This is a genomic window from Psychroserpens citreus (assembly GCF_055686305.1).
Genome location: NZ_CM145999.1, coordinates 2,999,577 through 3,024,737, shown reverse-complemented (window position 1 = coordinate 3,024,737; position 25,161 = coordinate 2,999,577). Strand labels below are relative to the sequence as shown.

Here is a 25,161-nt window from a genome sequence, read left to right as displayed (position 1 = left end):
AAATTACTATAATTTTTAATTTTTACAATTAAAAGTTACCTAAAGGTCTAAAAGAATCGATACCAAATTTTTTAGCTTCTGCTTTAGCTTTAGGAGCCCAATTTTGTAAATTACTTATTCTTGTATCATTAGATGGGTGTGTACTCAAGAATTCAGGTGGCGCTTGTCCTCCACTGTTTGCTTTCATACGTTTCCATAATTCGGCAGCTTCATCTGGATTGTATCCTGCTATTGCCATAAGGTATAATCCTATTTCATCTGACTGAGTTTCATGACTTCTACTAAATGGCAGCATTACACCTACAGTACTTCCAATACCATACGCTTGGTTGAACAAGTTTCTTGATTTCTCATCTTTAATTGCAATATTTCCAGCTACAGCTCCAATTTGTTGCAACATTCCGGCACTCATACGTTGTTGACCATGGTTAGCTAATGCATGCGCTACTTCATGTCCCATAATTGCAGCAATACCTGTTTCATTTTGAGCAATAGGTAAAATCCCTGTATAAAATACAATCTTCCCTCCTGGCATACACCAAGCATTAACGGTTTTGTCATTAACAAGATTATACTCCCATTTGTAATCATCTAAATATCCTTGATGTCCATTAGCATTTAACCAACGTTCTGCGGCAACTGCAATGCGCTGACCAACACGTTTAATCATATCTGCATCTGCAGTTCCAGTGACCACTTTATTTTCAGTTAAAAACTGATCATATTGAGCAAATGCTGTTGGGAATAATTGTGCATTTGACACTAATGCCAATGTTTTGTTTCCAGTGAATGGATTTGTAGTACATGATAAAAACAGTGCAATGATACCGGTAGCTACAATTTTATTTTTAATACTCATAGTTAATAGTTTTTGTGTAAGCTAAATTTACAAAATGAATCTTTATAAATTCGACACAACTCATAATTATTTGTCACATTTTAGATTAATAAAATTATTTCCCTATAAGATGAAGCTCAGTAAACTCTTTATCTATAGTCATTATAGAGATTCCATTAGATTTTACATGCTCTACTGGAATTATAACATTATCTAACTGAATTTCTTTAATTTCAAATGGCAAACCATGAATTCTTAACTCAAATGTTTTATATTCTGCATCAAACTTACCTTGTTTATGCTGTTGAATTATCAGTTCGTTAGTCTTTCCAAGTAATTTGAATGTGCGATAACTATAGCGTCCTTTTGTATAATCATATCCATCATGTGCATCATCAAACAATTGAGAACGTTCTTTACCTAATTTAAAATAGGCATCTAAAATTACCGATTCAATCTTCTTTTCACCAACATACTGTTGTATCGGATATTTAGGAATAATAGCACCTTCTTTTACATAAATTGGCATACTATCGATATCTGCATCTACCCACATTTCCTTACCTCCAATTGTAAGTTCATCAGTCCAAAAATTGTACCAATTCCCTCGTGGCACATACATTCGACGTCCTTTAGCATTTGGTTCAAGAACAGGACATGCCAATATTTGATTACCAAACACAAACTCATCTGTTCTATAATGGGTATGCACATCTTCTTGGTCATATAACACCAATGATTTTAATAATGGGGTTCCATTTTCAACATAATTCCAAAATGCTGTGTATAGATAAGGTAATAATTCATAGCGAATTTCAATGAATTTACGTACAATATCTGTAACATCTGAATCAAAAGCCCAAGGCTCCTGATCGCCATGATCTCCCGAAGAGTGTACCCTAAAAAATGGGTGGAAAATTCCTAATTGTACCCAGCGTGTAAACAATTCTCCTTGCGGTTGCTCTGCAAAGCCTCCAATATCACTTCCTGCAAAGCTAAAACCCGACATAGCCATACGCTGTGCTTGTACATTGGCAATCCATAAATGTTCCCATGTTGCAACATTATCGCCTGTCCATGTTGAGGTATAACGCTGTGTTCCTGAATATGCTGCTCTGGTAATTACAAATGGTCTTTTAGGGTAAGCAAATTTTTTGAGACCTTGATAGGTAGCTCTAGCCATTTGCATTCCGTAAATATTATGAGCTTTTCTATGGCTACAAGGGTTTCCATCATAGTCATGACGAACATCATTAGGAAAAGTTTTATTTGGAACTTCCATAACTGCCGGTTCATTCATGTCATTCCAAACCCCTTTTACACCAATCTCTTCAATAAGTTCTTTAAATAATCCAGACCACCAATCGCGAACTTCTGGTCTCGTAAAATCTGGGAAATAACATTCGCCGGGCCAAACTTTACCTTTCATATAAGGTCCGTCTGCACGTTTACAGAAATAATCTTTATCTAAAGCTTCTTTAAACACAGAATATTCTTTATCAATTTTTATTCCTGGATCGATAATTACCACAGTTTTAAAGCCCTCTTCCGCTAATTCTTTCACCATACGTTTTGGCTCAGGGAAGTACTCTTTGCTCCAAGTGAAGCAGCGAAACCCTTCCATATAATCAATATCAAGATAAATGGCGTCACAAGGTATTTTTAAATCTCTAAACTTCGACGTAATTTCTTTTACCTTACTTTCTGGATAGTAACTCCATTTACATTGATGAAAGCCAAGAGCCCATAATGGCGGTAATACATGTGGTTTTCCTGTTAAATCTGAATAACTTTCAACCACTTCAGTCATTTCTGGACCGTAGATAAAATAATAGTTCATTTCACCACCTTGAGCCCAAAAACTAGTTACATTTCGTCGTTCATGTGCAAAATCAAAAAACGAACGAAATGAATTGTCAAAAAAGATACCATAAGCTCTATTATGATGTAAACCAGTATAAAATGGAATGGCCTTATATATGGGATCAGTATCCTTTCCGTAAGCATAAGAGTCTGTAACCCAATTCTCATAGCGTTTTCCCTTCAAGTTTAAATGATTAGGCTTATCTCCTAAACCAAAGTAACTTTCACCATCATTTGAAACCTTACTCATTTTCACAATATCACCACCAAACTCATAACTTTCTTCCCAATGAAAACCAATCTCATCTTGATTTATAATCAGGCCATCTGTAGCATCAAATAATTGTACTTTTAATGTATCCTTATCAATATGACATATCAATTTAGAGGTAGTGATTTTATAATGCATTTTTAAATCTTCTATCTCAAGTTTATTATAGCCTCGACTAGCATATTTGGTTATAGCATATGAAAAATCTTTTTCAAATTTTCCAGAGGTGGTATATCTAAAACGCAACACACTATCTCTAACAACGGTTAGCTGTAAAATCACATCATTTGCTGTCGTAAAATATAGGGTGTCTACATCTTTTTTGAAGTGTACTATTTTTGAAGGAAATAAATTCCCCTTAGATTCTAATTCGGTATTTACAATCATATACAGTTATTTGCAATATAGACGTAAAAAAAAGGAAAAAACAGGAGGTATAAAAGTATTACAAATAGTAATTACAATGAGTTGTTAACTACAACGATTTCGAACAATCACAATTATGAAAACTACAATATTGCTAAAGCTTTTTTACCAAATATTAAATGTATTTAAAGGCAACCATTCCTAACGGTGGTATAGTTACTTCTACAGAATAATCTCTAAATTGCCATGCGATCTTTTGAGAAGTTAATTCTTTGTTTTTAAACTCACCGCTTCCAAAATATTCTTTTTTGTCACTGTTAAAAACTTCTTTGAGTTTCCCATTCTTAGGAAGTCCAATACGATAATTCTCTCTTGCCATTGGCGTCATATTGCAAGCGACAATCACATTGTCTTTGGGTTTATCTCCTTTTCTGATATAGACTAAAACCGAATTTTCTGCATCGTTATAATCAATCCATTCAAAGCCTTCAGACGAAAATTGTTTTTCGTGCAAAGCGGGTTCTGTTTTATAAAACACATTCAAATCCATTATAAGTTGTTGGACACCTTTATGTGGCGCATATTGTAATAAATGCCAATCTAAACTTTCTTGAAAATTCCATTCCTCACTTTGCCCAAATTCACCTCCTTGAAACAACAGGTTTGTTCCAGGATGGGTAAACATATAACTATAAAGCAATCTTAAATTCGCAAATCGTTGCCATTCGTCACCTGGCATTCGTCCTAAAATAGAATGTTTTCCATAAACGACTTCATCATGACTCAAAGGCAACATAAAATTCTCTGTAAAGGCATAGGTCATTGAGAAAGTTAAATCATTTTGATGGTGCTTTCTATAAATAGGCTCTTTAGCAAAATACTGTAATGTATCGTGCATCCAACCCATCATCCATTTCATCCCAAATCCTAGACCACCTAAAAAAGTAGGCTTAGACACCATTGGAAATGATGTAGACTCCTCTGCAATCGTTTGCACATCTGGAAACATACTGTAAACGGCTTCATTCATTTCTCTTAGAAATGCCATAGCTTCAAGATTTTCTCGTCCACCATATATATTTGGCTCCCATTCTCCTTCATTTCTACTATAATCTAAAAACAACATCGAAGCAACAGCATCAACTCTTAAGCCATCGGCATGATATTGATCGAGCCAAAAAATAGCATTACTAATTAAAAAGGATTTCACCTCATTTCTTCCATAATTAAAAATAAGGCTTTTCCAATCTGGATGATACCCCTTTCGTCTATCTGGATGTTCATATAAATTAGACCCATCAAAAAATCCTAGTCCATGAGCATCTTCAGGAAAATGAGACGGCACCCAATCTAATATAATACCTATATCGTTTTGATGAAGTTTATCTACTAATAATTTAAACTCTTCTGGATAACCAAAACGTGATGATGGTGCAAAATACCCTGTTAATTGATATCCCCAACTTGGATCATATGGAAATTCCATTATCGGCATTAGCTCTACATGGGTAAAATTCATCTCTTTGACATAATTCACTAAATCATCAGCTAATTCAACATAAGACATAAACCGATTATCTTCAATCTGTTTTTTCCATGATCCTAAATGGACTTCATAGACAGAGAAAGGTGCATTTAAAGCGTTATGTTTATTGCGCTTTTTCATCCATTTGTCATCTTTCCAGTTATAAGGATCATCCCAAACAATAGAAGCCGTTTTTGGAGGATGTTCAGTACGACGCGCATAAGGATCTGCTTTTTCTGTCTTTATATCGCTGTTATGACTTTGTATTTTATATTTATAAGTACTGCCTTTTCCTACATTTGGAATAAAGCCTTCCCAGATACCACTTTCATCCCAACGTACATTCAGTTTATGTTCTCCTTCAATCCAATAATTAAAATCTCCAATGACCGAAACCATTTTTGCGCTTGGTGCCCAAACGGCAAAATAAGTACCATCCACACCATTAAGCGTCATGATATGAGATCCCATTTTCTCATATAGTTTGTAGTGCCTTCCCGATTTAAAAAGGTTGATATCAAAATCAGAAAAAAGGCTGTGTGCAATTACTTCTGCCATAAATTAATTATTAATAATGTTTGAAATTCCTTTTAAAGGAATCACCGCCCAACGCGGACGAGAATTTAGTTCATAGCCTAATTCATAGACTGCTTTTTCGAGCATCGCATATTTTAGTAAAAAAATGCGTTCCTGATTATACCCAATATTTAAATTTGCTTCTTGTATTTTCACAACATAAGTCCCTAAAAACAAGCCTTTAAGGTATTGATAAAGGATTTCGCCAGCTTCAAACAAATCAGATTGTTCATGCACATAAGACTCTATATTATTAAAGATCGTTGCATAGATGGCATAATGAAATGATCGAAACAAACCTGCGACATCTTTTAATGGAGGCTGTTTAACTTTACGGTCACGAATGGTACTTTCTGGCTCACCCTCAAAATCCAATATGTAAAAGTCATCATCTTTAACCAGAACTTGACCTAGATGGTAATCGCCATGTACACGAATGCGCTCTCCTTTTAATTTAGTCCAATCAAAATTGACAAAACGTTTACGTATCTCATTCTTTTTATCTAAAAATTCATTTGCTAATTCTAGTGCCAATCCGTCTAACTTATGAAGGCTATTTTCAATAGTATTTAATCGATTTTGAAATTGATAGAGCAAACGATTTTTTAGCCAAACCGTATAATCACCATTGAAATGTGTTGGTGTAAAGGCTGTATCTTCAAATTCACTTCCCAAAGCGATATGCATTTCTGCTGTACGCTGTGCAAGTTTTTGAATTTTAGTAAAAACATTAAGCCCTATCCAATCAATAATTTCTGGTGGTACATCTGTAATTTGTAAACGCCCAAAATCTTCTGTTTTTGGAAGTTTAGAAATAGTAATGTTTTTATATTCTAAATTGATAAATACTTTATGAAACTCTTTGAGCATATATTCCCAAGCATCACCTTGATTCTCTACCATTTCTTGCATTAAACCAATAGTAATGTTTGTATTCTCTTGATCTTTAATTTGTATACTTCCAAGATATGCTGGTGTGTTTTTAAAATCTTTTTTATCAGATAGGAAACGGCTCATCTCATAATCGGGATTGCGATCGGCATATATACGTCTAAAGAATTTTAGAACATAACTTTCATTATATATTATAGATGTATTACTCTGCTCCATACCCATGAATCTTGATGATTCATATTGACAATCCTTAAACAACTCACTTTTATGATAACTAACTCTTGTTTTATCTTTTGGAAGAGCAGTGAGTATACGTTCGAATACAACTTTCCTAAAGGCTTCAAGGTTTATAGCGTCTATTATAAACCCCTCTTGGTCTTGGATACTTATTGGTAAAATTCTATCATCTTTAGCAAAATTTTCATCAGACACAAAAGCAATAGGTAAAAAATAGTGTTGGTAAAAAGCTTCAGTAAAATTTACTTCTAAAATTAGTCCATAATACACTTCTCCATGCTGTTGTATTCTAAAATATTCAGCAAGTTCAATATATTTAAGTTTACTAGCTTTACCACCATACCATCGTTGTTTTACAATGTAATCTTCCAAAACATCAGATAAAAACACTTTGATAAACTCCTCATTCTCAAGAAGCGTTTCCCATGCATTATTAAAATTATAAGGCGGTTGCAATGTTGATGATATACTTTCTTTTTTAGCCATTTTACTTGTTAATCTTGAATATATGAAATGGAAGTGTTGGATGTAATTCTACAAAATTCCATTCATTATACCAGTTATAGCTACTACCAGTAATTAAATCTTCGACACTTAAGTGGTGCCCATGATTAATTCCTAAATCATGCAATGGCACTTGCAAATTCCCCTGTTGGGAATAGTACTGGTCTAAACTTATAATAATAAGCAACTCATTTGTTCGGTCTTGATTCCATTTATAAAATGCAATTAAATTATCATTCTGAACTTCGCAAAACTTAATATTATTAGTTTGTTGCAAGGCTTCATGTTGATGACGCAATGCATTTATTTTTGAAATTAACAATGTAAGCTTATTCTCCTTATTCCAATCATAATGCTTTATTTGAAATTTTTCAGACATATAATATTCCTCTTTTCCAGGAATAGCTTCATTAATCATTTGTTCAAACACTGGTCCGTAAATTCCAATACTTGAGCTTAGTGTTGCTGCTAAAGCATAACGCTGAAGATGTTTTGACTCATTAGCACCTTGTAAATGAAATGGGTTAATATCTGGAGTATTAGGCCAAAAATTTGGCTGCATATATTCTCGTTGATCAGATTGTGTTAATTCATTCATATACTCAATCAACTCCTGTTTATTATCTCTCCATGTAAAATAGGTATACGATTGTGAATAGCCCTCTTTTGCTAAACGTTGCATAACTTTTGGTTTAGTAAAGGCTTCAGCTAAAAATATCACATCAGGATGCTTTTTCTTAACTTCGGAAATAAGCCAGTTCCAAAAATAATAAGGCTTAGTATGTGGGTTATCTACTCTAAATACATTGATACCACAATCAATCCAAATGAGCATAGACTCTAAACATTCTTTCCATAGATTTTTATAGTCTTTAGTTTCCCAAAAAATAGGCAAAATATCTTGATATTTTTTTGGTGGGTTTTCTGCATATTGAACCGTTCCATCTGGACGCCATTTAAACCAATCTGGGTGCTCTTTTACCCAAGGGTGATCTGGCGCAGCCTGTAAGGCATAATCCATTGCGATTTCAATATTGAGTTTTTTAGCTTTTTTAATTAAACTCTTAAAATCATCAAAATTTCCCAATTGCGGATGTAAAGCTTTATGTCCTCCATGTTTTGAACCAATTCCCCAGGCAGAACCTACATCATCATCTTCGGCTTCTGTGGTATTATTTTTCCCTTTTCGATTCACCTCTCCAATAGGATGAACAGGTGGAAAATATAAAGTATCAAATCCCATTTCTGCAATTCTAGGGAGCAAACGCTCACAGTCTTTAAACGTACCATGCTGGCCTTCAACTTCTGACGATGACCGCGGAAAAAACTCATACCAAGTACTAAATCGTGCCTTTTTTCTATCGACATAAACCTTCAAAATTTCAGTTTCATTGGCTAAAAGCTTTTCTGGGTATTTCATAAAAATATGATGAAGTGCCTTACTTTTAGCATCTTGAACAGCGTCATCATATTTTGACTCATCTTTGAAATTATCAATGCAACGCTTTAAAAATACTTGTTCTTCTTTTGATGCTTTCTTTAATAAGGGTTTTAGAAGTTCTATTCCTTCAAGTAGTTCAGATTTAACGTGTTGATTATCATCAATCTTTCGTTCAATACCATGTTGCCAATTTAATGCATAATCGACCCAACCTTGCACTTTGTATGAATAGAAGCCTTGTTTTTTAACACTAAAAGAAGCTTTCCATTCATCATTTTCTGAATGATGCATTCGAGCTTCACTCCAAATTCGTTCTTTTTCATGCTTAAATAAAACAGAAGCAGCAATGACATCATGACCATCAACAAGTACATGTGCATCTATATTTACAATTTCATTTACAATTCGCTTGATGAAAAATTCTCCGCAGTTAATCTGTGGCGAAACTGCGTCAATAACTACCCGGTTTTGTCTCTGCATTTTATTGGTTAATTATGTATTAGAATGTGAAATTAATAAAATAACTGTCAACTCACACGAATCTCATATGATATTTGAATTTACAACGTTTGCGTAAGTTCTACTTTCCATTTTCGACTAAAAAAAACATCAAAAAAACCTTATTTTTATAAAATGAAAAAGATTATCACTCTACTTACAGTTGCATTGTTTTTTAGTTGCAATTCGTCAGCACAAAAAAAAGCTACCAAAGTGCAAAACGTTTACCCAGTAACCAAAACAAAAGCAGAATGGAAAGCACAATTAACACCAGAACAATATTATGTATTGAGAGAAGCTGGTACTGAACGGCCGTTTTCTAGTGAACTCAATAAAGAATATCGCAAAGGCACATTTCATTGTGCTGCTTGTAACACACCGTTATTTAAAAGCGAACATAAATTTGATTCAGGAACTGGGTGGCCAAGTTTCGATAGAGAGATTAAAGGTAACGTAGCCTATGGCACTGACAATAATTTGGGATACACTAGAGATGAAGAACATTGCGCTACATGTGGAGGGCATTTAGGTCATGTGTTTAATGATGGGCCACGACAAACTACGGGGAAACGCCATTGCATTAATGGTGTAGCGCTTAAGTTTGTTCCAGAAAACTAGAAGTTAACATACATTATAAATAGCGATATAACATCTAACTATAATATATTATACATTATTAGATGTTATATCGCTAATTTTATAGCACTAAATAAAACGTTATGGAAAATTCATATCTATCAAGTGCAATTAAACAGTTTGAGTATTATAAAAATCTTGGTGACAAAACTCTTAATCAACTATCCTTTGAAGAACTTAAACGTGAATTGGTAACCGACTCAAATTCTATCGCAATCATTGTCAAACATATTGTAGGTAATATGTTAAGTCGTTGGACTAATTTTTTAACCGAAGATGGTGAAAAGCCTTGGAGACATCGTGATAATGAATTTATAGATACATTTAAAAATAAAAACGACTTACAATCTCATTGGAATAAAGGTTGGGACTGCCTATTTGAAGCTATAACCCCTTTAAAGGAACATGACTTAGAACGTATTATTTATATCAGAAATCAAGGGCATACAGTAACTGAAGCTATTCATCGTCAACTTGCACATTATGCATATCACTTAGGACAAATTGTGTTTTTAGGAAAACTCATAAAAGGAAAAGAATGGATCTCCTTATCTATTCCTAAGGGAAAATCAGTGTCTTACAATACAGAAAAGTTTAGTAAAGAAAAAGGTCGTAGACATTTTACAGATGACCTTTAATATTACAATTTGGTTTTGTACCTTCGTATCCTTAAAAATTAGACAAAAATAAACACATGAGTAAATACGATATTATAGTACTTGGAAGTGGTCCTGGAGGCTACGTTACAGCAATTAGAGCGTCGCAATTAGGCTTTAAAACTGCTATTGTAGAAAAAGAAAATTTAGGCGGTGTTTGTTTAAATTGGGGATGTATCCCAACAAAAGCATTGCTTAAGTCTGCTCAAGTTTTTGAATATTTAAAGCATGCAGAAGATTACGGACTTAATGTCAAAGATGCTAGTCATGATTTTGATGCTGTTGTAAAGCGCAGTCGTGGCGTTGCTGATGGTATGAGTAAAGGTGTTCAGTTTTTAATGAAAAAGAATAAAATTGATGTCATAGAAGGTTTTGGAACACTCAAAACTGGTAAAAAAGTTGAGGTTGACGGAAAAGAATATAGTGCAGATCATATCATTATCGCAACTGGAGCTCGCTCTCGTGAATTACCAAGTTTACCTCAAGATGGAAAAAAAGTAATAGGATATAGACAAGCAATGACTTTAGAGAAACAACCAAAGAAAATGATTGTTGTTGGTTCTGGAGCTATTGGTGTTGAATTTGCTTACTTCTATAATTCGATGGGGACTGAAGTGACTATTGTAGAATATCTCCCAAATATTGTTCCAGTTGAAGATGAGGATGTATCTAAACAGTTAGAACGCTCTTTTAAGAAAAGTGGCATTAAAATTATGACGTCTTCTGAAGTTACAAATGTTGATACTTCTGGTAAAGGTGTTAAAGCTACTGTAAAAACCAAAAAAGGAGAAGAGATATTAGAGGCTGATGTAGTATTGTCTGCTGTTGGAATTAAATCAAATATTGAAAACATCGGATTAGAAGATGTAGGTATTGCCGTAGATCGTGATAAGATTCTAGTAAATGACTATTATCAAACTAATATCCCTGGATATTATGCGATTGGTGATGTTACTCCAGGTCAAGCTTTAGCTCATGTTGCTTCTGCTGAAGGTATTTTATGTGTAGAAAAAATTGCTGGACAGCATGTCGAAGCTTTAGACTACGGAAATGTGCCTGGCTGTACGTATTGTTCTCCTGAAATTGCAAGTGTTGGTTTAACTGAAAAACAAGCTAAAGATCAAGGTATTGATATTAAAGTTGGTAAATTCCCATTCTCAGCGTCTGGAAAAGCAAGTGCAGGTGGAAATAAAGATGGATTTGTAAAAGTAATCTTTGATGCTAAATATGGTGAATGGCTAGGATGCCATATGATTGGTGCTGGTGTAACTGATATGATTGCAGAAGCTGTCTTAGGCCGCAAACTTGAAACTACAGGTCATGAAGTACTAAAAGCAATTCACCCACATCCAACCATGAGTGAAGCAGTTATGGAAGCTGTTGCAGATGCCTATGATGAAGTCATTCACCTGTAATAAGTTTAAAAAAATTAAATTAAAATGCGATTCATTTTGAATCGCATTTTTTTTATTAAAACTTAAATCCTGACCGAATTGTAAAACTTGATGGTGAAAACGCTTTATAATTATATGGATTATCTGTATTTATAATTTGATAGTTAAAAAGACCTTGTATATAGGTATCATCATTAATTTCATACTGAATGCCAAAAGTGGCTGAAGCATCTATTTGATTAGTCATACTACCTTGAATTTCAAAAAAATCGATGGTCATACCTCCCAAAACACTTAAGTTATCTGTGATATCAACTTTAAGTAACACTGGAGTTTCTAATATTCTCTTACCATCAAATTGATATTCATATATCCCTAATGTAAGACCTTTAGTGCTCCCTAATCGCAAGCCTTGAAAACGCAATGACCACTTACTTAAATCTAATTCATTATTCGTTGCATCTTGTGAATATCCATAAAATGTTAACATCACTAATACAGTTAAGAAAGTGAACTTGAAATTATGAAAGACCACCATATTTAAAATTTATAGCCTATCCCAAGTCTAAAGCTGCTTCGTGTCCCAGATTCAAAAGCGCTAACTCGAACTTGATTTTCTGAAGCAAGACTATAACTACCTTCAAGAAAAAAATGATTTGAAAAATTGTATTGCACACCAATTTCTGCAGCTACTGAAAAGCTATTGGCAACATCATTATCATCAATTAGAAAATCTAACCTTGGGCCAAAAAACATATTGAATTTTTCGTTGAAATAATATTTCAACAACAAAGGAGCTTCAATAAATTCTGCTGTACTATATTCAGAATACCGCAATTCATACTGAATACCAAAGCGTTTAGATAATCGCGTTTCTGCAAATAAACTGCCCCATAAACCAATCTCATTTTTATCGTCGGAAATACTTAGCAACGACGTATAATTTAAGCCACCTTTGACTCCAAAAGTTGTTGGGTTACCTTTAAATGCATTTTCATCTTGTGCGAAAGATACTTGTGTAATTCCTATAATAAATAGGATAAATAGAAATGATTGTTTCATAATAATTGATTGTTTGATTAATTGGAAACAAATCTATTTCTCTTGAGTGTTAAATATTCACAACTAAATCACAATCAATTCCAAAGTTGAGGTTAATACTTTGTGAAAAGTCTTAATTTTTTTAGCAATTGAAAGTAATACTAAAAACGATAACCAGCTCCAAGAAATAATCCATTTGGAGAAATCACCTCAAACCCAAGTGTATACTTTATATGAATATCAAAGGTTTTAGACAAATGCAAAGCTGTACTAATATCACCTCTTACTTTAAATCTATTGGAAAAGAAGTCAAAAAAATAATTCAAACTAGGTCCTACTAGCACATCTAAGTTTTTAGCAACTTGATACTTTGCATAAATTGGAGCATTAATAAATCTGAAGTCACCTAGTCCAATGTATAATACTTCGGGTTGCAAAGCAAAGGCTTCATCAATATGAAACTCTGTAAACATACCACCATAATAACTAACTTGAGTTTTTGCTCTAGGTCCAAAATTTCCTTGCTCAACGTTGAAAAACGTAAAGTTTACTCCGCCTTTAATTCCAAAATCAATATTGGATTGTCCTTGAGACAAGAAAGTCATCAAAAAGATGATAATAAAAACTGATTGTCTCATGAGTATACTAGGCTCTTATTTAATTCATAAAACTTTGTAAGGCTAAATTATAACTCTGTAAGCCAAATCCCAATATAACACCTTTTGCATTTCCTGAAATATAGGATTGGTGTCTAAAGGACTCTCTACCAAAAGTATTAGAAATATGCACTTCTATAACTGGCGTTTCAATAGCTTTAACGGCATCACCTATACCAATAGATGTATGCGTATATGCTGCAGCATTTAAAATAATTCCATCATAACTATAGCCTACCTCTTGAATCTTATCTATAAGTTCTCCTTCTACATTAGATTGATAATATTCTAAATCAAAATCTTCATACGCATTGACTAAAGTTTCAAAATAATCTTCAAAGGAAACATTTCCGTAGATTGAAGTCTCACGTTTACCAAGCAAATTGATATTAGGACCATTAATAATGATGAGTTTTTTCATAGAGTAAATATATTAAAAAAAGGGTATAAAAAAAGCCGAAGCTATTTGCTTCGGCTTTACTAAAATTTTATGATTTGTAACTTAGAACTTATAAACAATACCTAAGTTAATATCTGTCAAATCTAAATTTAATGCAAATGTATTTGCTGCTTCAGCTCCATCAGTATCTTCCTTAGCGCTTGAATATGACAATGCTCCAATAGAAGCTCTTAATGCTAAACAGTCTGAAACAAAATAGTTAACACCTGGTGCAACAGCTATTGCAAATGAATTGATCTTAGTTTCATCTCCACCATTAGGCTCAAATTTAGTATTAGTATACGCCACTCCAGCACCTACTGTAAAAGAGAATTGTGAAGCTGGGGTAAAAAAGTAAGTTGCACCTAAACCAGCACCAAATGTAGATGATTTATCTTCACTAAAATCTTCACCAGAGGCAATGATTAAATTTGCTTCTAATGCAATGTTGTCACTAATAAAGTAACCAACAGCTGGCATAAAAGTAAATTCGTTTGATTTGAAATCAGCAACTTTAGTATTACTGAACCCAACAGTTCCAGAAGCATAAACATCGTCTTTTGCAAAACCTCCAGTAGTGTTATCATCTTGTGCATTTACATTTGTAAATCCGAAAACTGCTACTGCAGCCATAAGTAATAATTTTTTCATAATAATTAAGTTTAAAAAATTTGGTTTCTATTTTAAATTGGAGGGCAAATATATGTTTCGCCATTATACTAAACAAGAAAAAACACATAAATTTATGTGTTTCGTCGATAAAATCATGTATTTCAACGATTTAAAATAGTGTAAAGTGCAAAAAAAGAAGCACTTTGAAGTGCTTCTTTTTTTATTTTCTTACTTGTAATTAGAATCTATAACCAACTCCAATTGTAATTGTATTAACATCAACATCATCTAAATCTCTAACTACGCCAAGACCATAACGACCTTCTGCATAAAATTCTTCTGTAATGTTGTAACCAAGTCCGAAAGCTAAATCTAAACCAAACGCACCGTCATCAAAACCATCTTCTAAAATATAGTTTACTTGAGGGCCAGCTTGAATACTAAAATCTTCACTTACATTATACTTAGCCATTACTGGTACATAAAGAGAGCTTAAATCCGAAACAGAGCTATAAAGAACAGCAGGCTCTACGTCAAAATCTTCACTTACTTCAAATTGGTAACCCGCTCCAATGTAGAAACCGCTTTCCGAAACTGAAACACCAGCAAATTCAAACGATACTGAATTAAATCCAGCTTTTGCACTAAAGCCTTCTTGTGCAGTTACATTAGTTAATCCAAAAACTGCAACTGCAGCTAATAACATTAATTTTTTCATAATAAAAGTTTTAAAATTGATTAAGTCAAATTAAATACTTTTTTTTGAGATTATGAACATTTTTTCTCTACTTATTAACAATTTTATAAACACAACATCATAAACTACTGTTTATGAATAACTTAAAATTGAAACTTATTAACATAAAAACAAAAAATACGACATATGTCGTATGCAAAAATCACTATTCATACCGAATAATTATAGTATTTTTAGCTTTAAAACTTAAATATTTCTCTCTGTTCAAATTATGAAATGGCAAAACGCTCTAAACGATTTTAAATATTACCTCAAAATTGAGAGAGGGTTATCTTCTAATTCTATAACTAATTATGAATTAGATGTTGAGAAGCTTATTGATTACCTTGAGACACATAATCAAATAGTGTCTCCAATAGACATTGATTATGAACACATTCAATCCTTCATTTATAACGCTTCAAAATCACTCAACTCTAGGTCACAATCAAGACTCATTTCTGGTTTAAGAAGTTTTTTTAGTTATTTAGTTTTTGAAGATTACAGAAAAACAAATCCATTAGATCATATTGAATCTCCAAAAATTGGAAGGAAACTACCTGACACCTTAGCTATTGAAGAGATAGATGCATTAATTCAAGCCATTGACTTAGGAAAAGAATACAATGGAATTAGAATAGGTGAACGCAATAGAGCAATACTAGAAACACTTTATAGTTGTGGACTGCGAGTAAGCGAATTAATTAATTTAAAGATTTCTGATTTGTTTTTTGAAGAGGGATTTATCAAAGTTACCGGAAAAGGTGATAAACAACGTTTTGTTCCAATTGGTATTAATACTCAAAAATATATTCGAATTTGGAAAGCAGAAAGAGCACATATTGATGTGTTTTCAGAACACAAGGATATTTTATTTCTAAATAATAGAGGAAAACAGCTCACAAGGGCAATGATTTTTACTATAATTAAGAATCTAGCAAAAGCTATAAATCTTAATAAAACTATTTCTCCACATACCTTTCGCCACTCCTTTGCAACTCACCTACTTGAAAATGGTGCTGACCTTAGAGCAATTCAGCTTATGCTAGGTCATGAAAGTATCACTACCACAGAAATATATATGCATGTAGATCGTTCTCATTTAAAAGATATACTAACGGCTTATCACCCAAGAAAATAATATATAATTTGTAGGGTTCTAGTGACAAAAGAATAAAAAAAGGGTCATAAAATAAAAGTGCACCTATGAAAATGCCATGGAAAATTTTAAAAAACTACAAATCAAGTACTTACAATGATCTTGATAACAATAAACGTCTTGACGAACTAAAATGGCAAATCGCATTAGAAAATTCTCAAGTTGGAATTTGGGATTATAATGTAAAAACTGAAAAAGTATTTTACTCTAAAGAGTCGAAATTTATATTAGGTTATAAAGATCATGAATTAACCAATTCTGCGATGGAATGGAACAGACGCGTTCATCCAGATGATTTAGATGCATATTTCAAAGACTTTAACGATCATATCAATGGCCATTTAGACAACTACCGAAATGAACACCGTATTCTTTGTAAAGACGGTAATTATAAATGGATTCTTGATAAAGGCAAAGTAGTTGAACGAGATTCTAATGGCAATCCAACTAGAATTATTGGTACACATACAGATATTACATATAGAAAACAAAAAGATAATCAATCTGAAAAACATCTTCAGTTGATTACTAGCCAGAATAAACGACTTCATAATTTCACACATATAGTATCTCATAATCTAAAAACACATATTGGGAATTTCAAAAATATTCTAGAGTTTTATGAGGAAGCAAATTCTGAAGATGAAAAAACCGAACTCATCGATCATTTAAAGACGATTTCTGAAGCATTGACAACAACTATAGTTGATTTAGACGACATCATAAGTATTAAAGCCAAGTCTAATACTAAAGAGCTTAATGAACGTGTTAATATTTTTACCTGCGCCGAAAAGGTCATAGATAGTTTAGAAATTGATATTGCACATAATGAAATTGCTATTTATAATTCTATTAGAAAAGATGATTTTCTAACAGCCAATCGATCTTATCTTGAGAGCGTATTATACAATTTAATTTCCAATGCTATAAAATATAGAGCTGAAGATCGCAAAGCTAAGGTTATCCTTCAATCTGTTCACACTAAACATGAGCTAAAAATATTAATAGCCGATAATGGCATTGGCATTGATACTGATAAATTTAAAAATCAATTATTTGAGATGTATCAAACCTTTCATGGAACCAATAGAGAAGACTCTAGAGGCGTTGGACTCTACATTACCAAAACACAAGTAGAAGCAATTGGAGGCACTATAGGTATCGAAAGTAAACTCAATGAAGGCACTACATTTACGTTATCATTTAAAAAACGAAAAGCACTCTAATTAGAGTGCTTTTATAATTTTATTAGAAATTAGAATTTTATTTTGCAATATTCACTGCTCGGGTTTCCCTAATAACAGTCACTTTAACTTGCCCAGGGTAAGTCATATCGGTTTGGATTTTTTGTGAAATTTCAAAAGATAAATTTGCCGCTTGTTCATCAGACACCTTTTCACTTTCTACCATTACTCTTAATTCACGTCCAGCTTGTATAGCATAAGCCTTATTAACACCATTAAAACCAAAAGCTACATCCTCAAGATCTTTAAGACGCTGAATATAAGAATCTAGTACTTGACGTCGTGCTCCAGGTCGTGCTCCTGAAATAGCATCACAAACCTGAACGATTGGTGATAACAAAGTCGTCATTTCTATTTCGTCATGGTGCGCTCCTATAGCATTACATACTTCGGCTTTTTCACCGTGCTTTTCAGCCCATTGCATTCCTAGGATAGCATGAGGTGTTTCCATATCGGCTTCAGAGGATGGTACTTTTCCAATATCATGGAGTAAACCTGCACGCTTAGCTAATTTAGGGTTTAGTCCAAGTTCGGCAGCCATTACACCACAAAGTTTTGCGACTTCACGTGAATGCTGCAATAAATTTTGTCCGTAAGACGAACGGTATTTCATACGACCAACCATCTTAATAAGTTCAGGATGAAGACCATGTATTCCAAGATCAATAACAGTACGTTTACCAACTTCAGCTATTTCTTGCTCAATTTGTTTTTGCGTTTTTCTTACAATTTCTTCGATTCTGGCTGGATGAATTCGTCCATCAGTCACCAATTTATGCAGAGATAAGCGAGCTACTTCACGTCGTACAGAATCAAAACATGACAAGATTATAGCTTCTGGTGTATCATCAACAATAATTTCTACGCCAGTAGCAGCTTCAATAGCACGTATGTTTCTACCTTCACGTCCAATAATACGTCCTTTAACATCATCAGACTCGATGTTGAATACCGAAACACAGTTGTCAATAGCCTCCTCCGTACCAATACGTTGAATTGTATTAATGATAATTTTCTTTGCATCCTGCTGTGCCGTAAGTTTTGCTTCTTCCAAGGTATCCTGAATGTAACTCATAGCGTCGGTCTTCGCTTCTCCTTTTAAAGATTCAACCAACTGTGCTTTAGCGTCTTCAGCAGACAAACCTGAAATCACTTCTAGTTGTTTAATTTGGCTTTTATGCGCTTTGTCGAGTTCGTCTTTTTTCTTTTCTAAAAATTCTAGACGAAAATCATAATCCTTAATTTTACTATCTAAAGATTGATTAGCCTTTTTATTTTTTGATAATTCATTTGAAATTTGAGACTCTTTATCTCTTGTACGTTTTTCAGCCTCAGCCATTTTTTTATCACGAGATAAAATGACCTTTTCATGTTCGGCTTTAAGTTCAATAAATTTTTCTTTTGCCTGAAGAATCTTGTCCTTTTTAATTGATTCTCCTTCGCTTTTTGCAGCCTTTAAAATTGTATTAGCTTCGTTCTTAGCGTCTTTTATAAGTTTTGATGCATTATTTTTCTCTAATGTCTTTGCGATAATGTATCCGAGTACTATTCCTAGTACCACGCCTCCAACAATCATAAAAATTGTGTTCGTGTCCATATGTTTAGTTAGTGTTTATATATAAAAAAAGCCTACATCAGTTTTGGATTCTGTATAAACTCCTTAAAAACAAGTTTAGGGCTAACAAGCTGATCAAAAATCTGCCCAAGTACAATGTACTAGCAGCACGGTTTTACAACTTAAACTCACCCTTTTTAAAGAATTAACGTTGAGTTTATCAAAAAATAATAACTAATGTAGGCAGTAACCTATTGTTTATTTTAAAGAACGTTATGCGCTTATGTGCTCTTTAAGCAATTGATCTAAAGCATATAGCTTTTTTTCAACTTCTTCACTCACACTGGCTTTATCTATTGTTTTCTGTTCTACTTGAGAAGCAAACTGTAAAGCGCACATAGCTAAAACGTCTTGCTTATCTCTTACAGAATAGTTTTGCTCAAACTGATTTATCATGGCTTCAATCTTCTTTGCGGCTTTACGCAAACCCTCTTCTTGGCTCGGCGCAATAGTTAGAGGATATACTCTGTTTGCTATAGATAGCTTTATTTTAAGCTGTTCTGCCATTAAATGTCTTTTACATTATTCAGATAATTGCGCAATACAATGATCAATATCTCTAATTAATGTGTTTATTTTGAGCTTTGTTTCTCTGTTATTCTCGTCACTGCCCAGTAATGAATTTGCAACTTTGAGTGTTTCGTACTTTTCTACCCAAGAACTTATTTCTTCTTGTAGCTGAATGTTTTTCTGTTGCTGCATTGTTAATTCTTCAGAAATCTTTGCATTAGTATGTTTTAACACTTCAAGTTTGTGTAAAACTTTACTTATTTTATTCTCTAAAGAATCTACAACATCTTCAATTTTACTCATTTACAAATTTCAATACTGATGTAACAAAGTTAACATACTCACTGAAAAATAACAATTGTTTTTACATTAATTTTTAAATAAACAAGACTTCCTCAATGATAATCACATATAGCAAACTAGTTCGTGTTTTTCGTTATCTCGTTTTTCTAAGTTTTTGTTTGTTATTTATTCTTTTTTACTGATATTGACTTCTGAATTACAAATAACACATATATAGATTATTTTCTATATTGAATTAAAATCAATATTTTTACGTTAATAACCATAACGTAGTACATCATGAATATGAAATATTTTATTCTAGCCCTGCTTTTCACTATATTTAGCTTTGGCCAATCTCCTTACCCACAAGACTATTTTAGAAGCCCTCTTGATATTACTTTAGTTTTATCTGGAACTTTTGCCGAATTACGTTCAAATCATTTTCATTCTGGTTTAGACATCAAGACACAACAACGTACAGGCTTAAATGTTTATGCTGTAGCTCAAGGTTATGTAAGTAGAATAAAAGTGTCTCATTATGGTTACGGAAAAGCACTTTACATTACGCACCCAAATGGCTATGTAAGTGTGTATGCACATCTTAAAAAGTTCTCCCCTGAAATTGAGAAATATGTAAAAGCATGTCAATACGAAAAAGAAAGCTATGAGGTCGAAATGTTTCCCTCTGTCAATGAATTACCAGTTTCTTCAGGTGAAATTGTAGCACTTTCCGGAAATAGTGGTAGTTCTGGAGGCCCACATTTGCATTTTGAAATTCGCGATAATGAAGAACGTCCTATTAATCCTATGCTTTTTGGAATAGACATCAAAGATTCAAAGCGTCCATTTCTGTCTGCAGTATATGCATATCCAAAAAACAGAACCTCTCACGTAGACAACTCTAAACAACGAAAAGAACTTAGATTAATTCCTCATAAAAATGGGGATTATAGTACCGAACCTATAGAAGCACTCGGTAATATAGGGTTTGGAATCGTAAGTTATGACCAGCAGGATTTAGCCAATAATAAAAACGGATTGAGCAATATTCAATCCTTTTATAATGGCAACAAAAACTATGAAATGGATTTTAAACGGTTTAGTTTTGACGAAACAAGACATCTTAACCGTTACATCGATTTTGAAATATATAAAGAGAAGAAATCTAGAGTCCAAAAGCTCTTTGTTCAATCTGGCAATATCTTAAGCATGCTTAAAGATGTCGTTGATGATGGTTTTGTTAGAGTTGAAGATAGCACAAACAATGTATACAAAGTAAGATTGCGTGATTTTAAAGGTAACGAATCTTGGTTGTCAATTCCTATCAAAGGAAAACCTAAAAAAGAAGTGCTTGAAGCGCCAGAAGTTAAACCAAACACTTTTATTTTAGCTAATCAAGTTAATGAATTAGAAAAAGACAATGTAAAAGTCTATTTTCCAAAAAATGCGTTCTACGATGATTTTCACATAGATTTTAGTATAAGAAATGACACCTTAAAATTACACAGAGATGTCATTCCTCTTACCAAGAGTTATACCATTACTTATGATGTCTCTAATTATGCTGATGACGAAAAAGATAAATTATTTATTGCTAGTTTATACGGATTTTATCAAAAACCGAGTTATGTTAGGACAAAACGTCTTGGCAACGTATTATCAGCACGAACAAAATCACTAGGAACATTTACATTAGCTCGAGATACGGTAAGCCCGACAATTAAAGCAATAAACTTTAAAGAAGGACAATGGTTAAGTAAACAAAACTATTTGAAAGTGAAAATTGATGATGACTTGTCTGGTATAAGCAATTACAGAGCAACTATTAATGGACAATGGATTTTAATGGAGTACGATTATAAAAAAGACACGCTTACCTATGATTTTGAAGATGGAATAAGCACATCATCTGAAAATAATCTAAAAATAATAGTTACTGATAATGTTGGAAATAGTACTACATTTGAAACAACCTTTTATAGAAAATAAAAATACAACCTTTTGAAGCTAAACATTTCACTACTTATTGCCTTGATTGGCTTTTCCTTCTTTGGATCATCACAAAGTGCAACGATTAGAGGTGTCATATTAGATGACACTCAGTCACCTATTTCGGGTGTCAATATTAAAGCTGGAAACGACGGTACGACGTCTAATGCTAATGGGTTTTTTATTATTAAAATCCCTTCTGACACCGAAGTAACTCTTGAATTTACTCATATAGGTCATAAAAGCGTAACTGCAAAATTCAATTTAAAGAATGGACAAGAGATTGAATTCAATCCTGTAATGAGTATTGACATCGAACAAATTGCAACTGTTGTCATAAACACCAATACTCGACAAAAAGTGGATGGAGTCACCACCATTACTCCAGAAGTCTTAAGAACAATTAAAGGTGCTCAACCTGGTGTTGAGAATATTTTAAAAACACTTCCTGGTGTTAATATTTCTAATGAATTGAGTACCCAATACTCTGTTCGTGGAGGAAATTTTGATGAAAACCTTGTGTATGTTAACGAAATTGAAGTCTATCGTCCGTTTTTAATTCGCTCAGGGCAACAAGAGGGTTTGAGTTTTGTCAATACAGATTTAGTACAGAATGTTGATTTTTCAGCTGGAGGGTTTCAAGCTAAATATGGAGATAAGTTATCATCAGTATTAGATATTACCTATCGTAATCCTGTACGTTTTGGTGTTCGTGCCGATGCAAGTTTACTCGGCGGAAGTCTTGCTATAGAAACCGCAAGTAAAGATTCTAAATTTTCAGGAATTACAGGTTTGCGTTATAGAGACAATAGTTTATTAATTAATTCTCTAGAAACAGAAACCAATGTAAGACCTGTATTTGCTGATGCTCAAACCTATTTAACTTATAAGTTTTCCGATAAATTTCATTTAAATTTCCTCGGAAATGTTTCTCTTAACAAATACACGTTTAGACCAAAAAATAGACAAACCAATTTTGGAACTTTAGATGAACCTGTGGCTCTTTTGGTGTTTTATGACGGACAAGAAAAAGATCAATACCTTACCACTTTTGGGGCTTTTAAAGGCAACTACTTTGTAAATGATGACTTGACATTGAAACTCATTGCTTCAGCCTATCACACTACAGAAGAAGAATATTTTGATATTTTGGCTCAATACAGGTTAGGTGAGGTTAACAGTAATATTGGAGATGAAGATTTGGGAGAAGTCGAATTTTCTGAAGGCATTGGCTCTCAACTCACTCATGCTAGAAATGACCTAGACGCATTAATTTTTAATGTAGAGCATAAAGGAGATTATAAACTCGATGAAGAGAGTACTTTAGAATGGTCTGTAAAATATACACACGAAGATATTAGAGATCGCTTGGTTGAATGGGAAGTCATTGATAGTGCAGGTTTTTCTGTAAGACCTCCGATTTTTGATATTCCAAATAACCAACCTTACGAGCCTTTTGAGGGACCACTTGTTGCGTTTCAAAATGTAAGAGCTACTAATGCCGTTCAAATAGATAGATTACAAGCTTATGCACAATGGAGCAAACGAACCTCTTGGGCAAACAATGCAGAAGTATTTTATAATGCTGGTGTAAGAGTTCATAATTGGACTGTTAATAGTGAGGTTCCAAATCAAGATGATGTCTCCTCCTCTACTCAGACAGTGTTTAGTCCGAGAGCACAATTCGCCATAAAACCAGATTGGGAAAAAGACATGTTGTTCCGAATTGCTGGAGGTGTCTATTATCAACCGCCTTTCTATAGAGAGTTAAGAGATTCTTCAGGAGTTGTACAACCTGATGTTAAAGCTCAAAAGTCGTTTCATATTGTCCTCGGAAATGAATATAGTTTTAGACTATGGGATCGTCCATTCAAGCTCGTTTCCGAAGCGTATTATAAAAACTTATCTGATGTGAATCCATACACCCTAGAAAATGTTAGAATACGTTACAGAGCTAAAAATAATGCAACAGCCTATGCCTACGGTTTAGATTTACGTTTAAATGGCGAATTTGTTCCTGGCACTGAAAGTTGGTTTAGTTTTGGATATCTAAAAACTGAAGAAAATATTGATAATCGTGGATTTATTGCAAGACCTACCGATCAGCGCCTAAAATTTGGTGTGCTTTTTCAAGATTATGTGCCTAACATTCCAGATTTAAAAATGTATTTGAATTTGGTATATAACACTGGCGTTCCTGGTGGATCTCCAAGTTATGCCGATCCTTATGATTTCCAAACTAGGTTGCGAGATTATAGACGAGCTGACTTGGGAATATCATATGTTCTAGTTGATCCCAATAAGACTTATTCATCACGTTGGAAACAAAAATTAAAAGAACTTTCTGTTGGAGTTGAAATTTTTAACATGTTCAACGCTCAAAACACCATTACAAACACATGGGTAAGAGATGTGTATAGTAAACGACAGTTTGCCATCCCTAACTTTCTCACACCTCGAGTGTTTAATGTAAGAGTGTCTACACGCTTTTAGATGAAAACGATAGCTTATTTTATTTTTCTTCTTTCAAGTTACACTTGTTTTAGTCAAAATGAAACAAAGCCAGTATATTATTATGATGTTGATGGTCGAGAAATTTCAAAAGAAGCATATTCAAAAAAATCATCCAGATACAATTCTCTTGAGGAACGCTGTTTATCATTAGTTTTCGATAAAGACACAGCCTATATAGGTATTTTAAAAAAGCGCAAGAATCTAGGAAAGCTTACCAGTACACAATTAACTGCGCTTTTTTATAATATTAACAACAATAATACGCCTATAGAAAAATATAGTATTATTCAATACCATCCAGGAAGAGACAAATGTAATAATGGTCGCTTTAGGTCAAATGGTTTTGAGAACAACATATATGATAAACGATATTTAAAAAAACTAAAAACTCACTTTAATCACAAAGTGTTTTGGATTCATAAAAAAGACAACAGCATCAAGTTCAATAGAGTCAAATACATTGATTGGCAGGAAGATTACAATCAATACATTGAACATCTATTTTTCGAGTACCACTATTTATGTAATAGTTTTGTGATTATTGACAATACAACTGGAAACTTTATTTCTATTTTAGGAGAATCTGGAGGAAATACAGTAACTGAAATTGCACAAGAAATTAGCAAACTATAAATTAGCTTTAATCTTTCTATTGTGTATTA

At 33.2% G+C, this 25,161-nt stretch carries 22 protein-coding genes and 1 other RNA gene; 8 read left to right on the top strand and 15 right to left on the bottom strand.

The window, feature by feature from the left end; translation table 11 throughout:
- Nucleotides 1-28: 28 nt before the first annotated feature.
- The 5 genes from ACTU6T_RS13525 to ACTU6T_RS13505 form a co-directional block, all read right to left on the bottom strand.
- Nucleotides 29-859: a M48 family metallopeptidase gene (locus ACTU6T_RS13525; RefSeq protein WP_460218726.1), complete on the bottom strand. Its 831-nt coding sequence runs from the start codon at nt 857-859 to the stop codon at nt 29-31.
- A gap of 94 nt (nt 860-953) precedes the next feature.
- Nucleotides 954-3,359 (bottom strand): glycoside hydrolase family 31 protein, encoded by a 2,406-nt coding sequence (locus tag ACTU6T_RS13520; protein ID WP_460218725.1) that lies wholly within the window; start codon nt 3,357-3,359, stop codon nt 954-956.
- A gap of 154 nt (nt 3,360-3,513) precedes the next feature.
- The gene (glgB, locus tag ACTU6T_RS13515; RefSeq protein WP_460218724.1) at nt 3,514-5,421 is read right to left on the bottom strand and encodes a 1,4-alpha-glucan branching protein GlgB; all 1,908 of its coding nucleotides are present in this window, start codon (nt 5,419-5,421) and stop codon (nt 3,514-3,516) included.
- 3 nt (nt 5,422-5,424) lie between these two features.
- Entirely contained in the window at nt 5,425-7,056 is a 1,632-nt protein-coding gene (locus tag ACTU6T_RS13510; protein WP_460218723.1) for a maltokinase N-terminal cap-like domain-containing protein, read from the bottom strand.
- A 1-nt stretch (nt 7,057) separates the two neighbouring features.
- Nucleotides 7,058-8,995: an alpha-1,4-glucan--maltose-1-phosphate maltosyltransferase gene (locus tag ACTU6T_RS13505; RefSeq protein ID WP_460218722.1), complete on the bottom strand. Its 1,938-nt coding sequence runs from the start codon at nt 8,993-8,995 to the stop codon at nt 7,058-7,060.
- 153 nt (nt 8,996-9,148) lie between these two features.
- Between ACTU6T_RS13505 and msrB the strand changes: the two genes are divergently transcribed.
- The 3 genes from msrB (at nt 9,149) to lpdA (ending at nt 11,720) form a co-directional block, all read left to right on the top strand.
- Entirely contained in the window at nt 9,149-9,631 is a 483-nt protein-coding gene (gene msrB, locus ACTU6T_RS13500) for a peptide-methionine (R)-S-oxide reductase MsrB (protein WP_460218721.1), read from the top strand.
- A 101-nt stretch (nt 9,632-9,732) separates the two neighbouring features.
- Nucleotides 9,733-10,287 (top strand): DUF1572 family protein, encoded by a 555-nt coding sequence (locus ACTU6T_RS13495; protein ID WP_460218720.1) that lies wholly within the window; start codon nt 9,733-9,735, stop codon nt 10,285-10,287.
- A gap of 56 nt (nt 10,288-10,343) precedes the next feature.
- Nucleotides 10,344-11,720 (top strand): dihydrolipoyl dehydrogenase, encoded by a 1,377-nt coding sequence (gene lpdA, locus ACTU6T_RS13490; protein ID WP_460218719.1) that lies wholly within the window; start codon nt 10,344-10,346, stop codon nt 11,718-11,720.
- Nucleotides 11,721-11,775: 55 nt separating this feature from the next.
- Here lpdA and ACTU6T_RS13485 read toward each other — a convergent pair whose 3' ends face one another.
- From ACTU6T_RS13485 to ACTU6T_RS13460, 6 genes are all read right to left on the bottom strand, one after another.
- Nucleotides 11,776-12,189, bottom strand: coding sequence for a hypothetical protein (locus ACTU6T_RS13485; protein WP_460218718.1), 414 nt, complete (start codon nt 12,187-12,189; stop codon nt 11,776-11,778).
- A 50-nt stretch (nt 12,190-12,239) separates the two neighbouring features.
- On the bottom strand, nt 12,240-12,761 hold the full coding sequence (locus ACTU6T_RS13480) for an outer membrane beta-barrel protein (protein WP_460218717.1): 522 nt from the start codon (nt 12,759-12,761) through the stop codon (nt 12,240-12,242).
- Between the two features lie 140 nt (nt 12,762-12,901).
- The gene (locus tag ACTU6T_RS13475; protein WP_460218716.1) at nt 12,902-13,378 is read right to left on the bottom strand and encodes a porin family protein; all 477 of its coding nucleotides are present in this window, start codon (nt 13,376-13,378) and stop codon (nt 12,902-12,904) included.
- A gap of 19 nt (nt 13,379-13,397) precedes the next feature.
- Nucleotides 13,398-13,817, bottom strand: a complete 420-nt coding sequence (gene aroQ / locus ACTU6T_RS13470) for a type II 3-dehydroquinate dehydratase (RefSeq protein ID WP_460218715.1) — start codon at nt 13,815-13,817, stop codon at nt 13,398-13,400.
- An 81-nt stretch (nt 13,818-13,898) separates the two neighbouring features.
- Complete coding sequence (locus tag ACTU6T_RS13465; protein ID WP_460218714.1) at nt 13,899-14,486, bottom strand: outer membrane beta-barrel protein; 588 nt, start codon at nt 14,484-14,486, stop codon at nt 13,899-13,901.
- Nucleotides 14,487-14,685: 199 nt separating this feature from the next.
- On the bottom strand, nt 14,686-15,165 hold the full coding sequence (locus ACTU6T_RS13460) for an outer membrane beta-barrel protein (RefSeq protein WP_460218713.1): 480 nt from the start codon (nt 15,163-15,165) through the stop codon (nt 14,686-14,688).
- Nucleotides 15,166-15,415: 250 nt separating this feature from the next.
- Here ACTU6T_RS13460 and xerA point away from each other — a divergent pair, with 250 nt between their 5' ends.
- Both xerA and ACTU6T_RS13450 read left to right on the top strand, forming a co-directional pair.
- Entirely contained in the window at nt 15,416-16,324 is a 909-nt protein-coding gene (gene xerA, locus ACTU6T_RS13455; RefSeq protein WP_460218712.1) for a site-specific tyrosine recombinase/integron integrase, read from the top strand.
- A gap of 71 nt (nt 16,325-16,395) precedes the next feature.
- Nucleotides 16,396-17,568, top strand: coding sequence for a sensor histidine kinase (locus tag ACTU6T_RS13450; protein WP_460218711.1), 1,173 nt, complete (start codon nt 16,396-16,398; stop codon nt 17,566-17,568).
- A 37-nt stretch (nt 17,569-17,605) separates the two neighbouring features.
- Here ACTU6T_RS13450 and rny read toward each other — a convergent pair whose 3' ends face one another.
- The 4 genes from rny to ACTU6T_RS13430 all read right to left on the bottom strand — a co-directional run bounded on the left by rny (nt 17,606) and on the right by ACTU6T_RS13430 (nt 20,014).
- Complete coding sequence (gene rny, locus ACTU6T_RS13445) at nt 17,606-19,183, bottom strand: ribonuclease Y (RefSeq protein WP_460218710.1); 1,578 nt, start codon at nt 19,181-19,183, stop codon at nt 17,606-17,608.
- Between the two features lie 56 nt (nt 19,184-19,239).
- Nucleotides 19,240-19,358, bottom strand: a non-coding RNA gene (gene ssrS / locus ACTU6T_RS13440) — 6S RNA.
- Nucleotides 19,359-19,414: 56 nt separating this feature from the next.
- Nucleotides 19,415-19,708, bottom strand: a complete 294-nt coding sequence (locus ACTU6T_RS13435; protein ID WP_460218709.1) for a cell division protein ZapA — start codon at nt 19,706-19,708, stop codon at nt 19,415-19,417.
- 15 nt (nt 19,709-19,723) lie between these two features.
- On the bottom strand, nt 19,724-20,014 hold the full coding sequence (locus tag ACTU6T_RS13430; RefSeq protein WP_460218708.1) for a hypothetical protein: 291 nt from the start codon (nt 20,012-20,014) through the stop codon (nt 19,724-19,726).
- Between the two features lie 285 nt (nt 20,015-20,299).
- Between ACTU6T_RS13430 and ACTU6T_RS13425 the strand changes: the two genes are divergently transcribed.
- From ACTU6T_RS13425 to ACTU6T_RS13415, 3 genes are read left to right on the top strand one after another with little or no spacing between them, the layout of a single operon-like run.
- Complete coding sequence (locus tag ACTU6T_RS13425; RefSeq protein ID WP_460218707.1) at nt 20,300-21,985, top strand: M23 family metallopeptidase; 1,686 nt, start codon at nt 20,300-20,302, stop codon at nt 21,983-21,985.
- 12 nt (nt 21,986-21,997) lie between these two features.
- A complete protein-coding gene (locus ACTU6T_RS13420) occupies nt 21,998-24,478 on the top strand; it encodes a TonB-dependent receptor (protein WP_460218706.1) in 2,481 nt (826 codons plus the stop codon).
- On the top strand, nt 24,479-25,132 hold the full coding sequence (locus tag ACTU6T_RS13415) for a hypothetical protein (protein WP_460218705.1): 654 nt from the start codon (nt 24,479-24,481) through the stop codon (nt 25,130-25,132).
- The last annotated feature ends 29 nt before the right edge of the window (nt 25,133-25,161 follow it).

What these genes read in the sequence shown, in the direction of transcription:
- ACTU6T_RS13525 (WP_460218726.1), bottom strand. Translation starts at nt 859, where the DNA reads ATGAGTATTAAAAATAAAATTGTAGCTACCGGTATCATTGCACTGTTT.
- ACTU6T_RS13520 (WP_460218725.1), bottom strand. Translation starts at nt 3,359, where the DNA reads ATGATTGTAAATACCGAATTAGAATCTAAGGGGAATTTATTTCCTTCA.
- glgB (WP_460218724.1), bottom strand. Translation starts at nt 5,421, where the DNA reads ATGGCAGAAGTAATTGCACACAGCCTTTTTTCTGATTTTGATATCAAC.
- ACTU6T_RS13510 (WP_460218723.1), bottom strand. Translation starts at nt 7,056, where the DNA reads ATGGCTAAAAAAGAAAGTATATCATCAACATTGCAACCGCCTTATAAT.
- ACTU6T_RS13505 (WP_460218722.1), bottom strand. Translation starts at nt 8,995, where the DNA reads ATGCAGAGACAAAACCGGGTAGTTATTGACGCAGTTTCGCCACAGATT.
- msrB (WP_460218721.1), top strand. Translation starts at nt 9,149, where the DNA reads ATGAAAAAGATTATCACTCTACTTACAGTTGCATTGTTTTTTAGTTGC.
- ACTU6T_RS13495 (WP_460218720.1), top strand. Translation starts at nt 9,733, where the DNA reads ATGGAAAATTCATATCTATCAAGTGCAATTAAACAGTTTGAGTATTAT.
- lpdA (WP_460218719.1), top strand. Translation starts at nt 10,344, where the DNA reads ATGAGTAAATACGATATTATAGTACTTGGAAGTGGTCCTGGAGGCTAC.
- ACTU6T_RS13485 (WP_460218718.1), bottom strand. Translation starts at nt 12,189, where the DNA reads ATGTTAACATTTTATGGATATTCACAAGATGCAACGAATAATGAATTA.
- ACTU6T_RS13480 (WP_460218717.1), bottom strand. Translation starts at nt 12,761, where the DNA reads ATGAAACAATCATTTCTATTTATCCTATTTATTATAGGAATTACACAA.
- ACTU6T_RS13475 (WP_460218716.1), bottom strand. Translation starts at nt 13,378, where the DNA reads ATGAGACAATCAGTTTTTATTATCATCTTTTTGATGACTTTCTTGTCT.
- aroQ (WP_460218715.1), bottom strand. Translation starts at nt 13,817, where the DNA reads ATGAAAAAACTCATCATTATTAATGGTCCTAATATCAATTTGCTTGGT.
- ACTU6T_RS13465 (WP_460218714.1), bottom strand. Translation starts at nt 14,486, where the DNA reads ATGAAAAAATTATTACTTATGGCTGCAGTAGCAGTTTTCGGATTTACA.
- ACTU6T_RS13460 (WP_460218713.1), bottom strand. Translation starts at nt 15,165, where the DNA reads ATGAAAAAATTAATGTTATTAGCTGCAGTTGCAGTTTTTGGATTAACT.
- xerA (WP_460218712.1), top strand. Translation starts at nt 15,416, where the DNA reads ATGAAATGGCAAAACGCTCTAAACGATTTTAAATATTACCTCAAAATT.
- ACTU6T_RS13450 (WP_460218711.1), top strand. Translation starts at nt 16,396, where the DNA reads ATGCCATGGAAAATTTTAAAAAACTACAAATCAAGTACTTACAATGAT.
- rny (WP_460218710.1), bottom strand. Translation starts at nt 19,183, where the DNA reads ATGGACACGAACACAATTTTTATGATTGTTGGAGGCGTGGTACTAGGA.
- ACTU6T_RS13435 (WP_460218709.1), bottom strand. Translation starts at nt 19,708, where the DNA reads ATGGCAGAACAGCTTAAAATAAAGCTATCTATAGCAAACAGAGTATAT.
- ACTU6T_RS13430 (WP_460218708.1), bottom strand. Translation starts at nt 20,014, where the DNA reads ATGAGTAAAATTGAAGATGTTGTAGATTCTTTAGAGAATAAAATAAGT.
- ACTU6T_RS13425 (WP_460218707.1), top strand. Translation starts at nt 20,300, where the DNA reads ATGAAATATTTTATTCTAGCCCTGCTTTTCACTATATTTAGCTTTGGC.
- ACTU6T_RS13415 (WP_460218705.1), top strand. Translation starts at nt 24,479, where the DNA reads ATGAAAACGATAGCTTATTTTATTTTTCTTCTTTCAAGTTACACTTGT.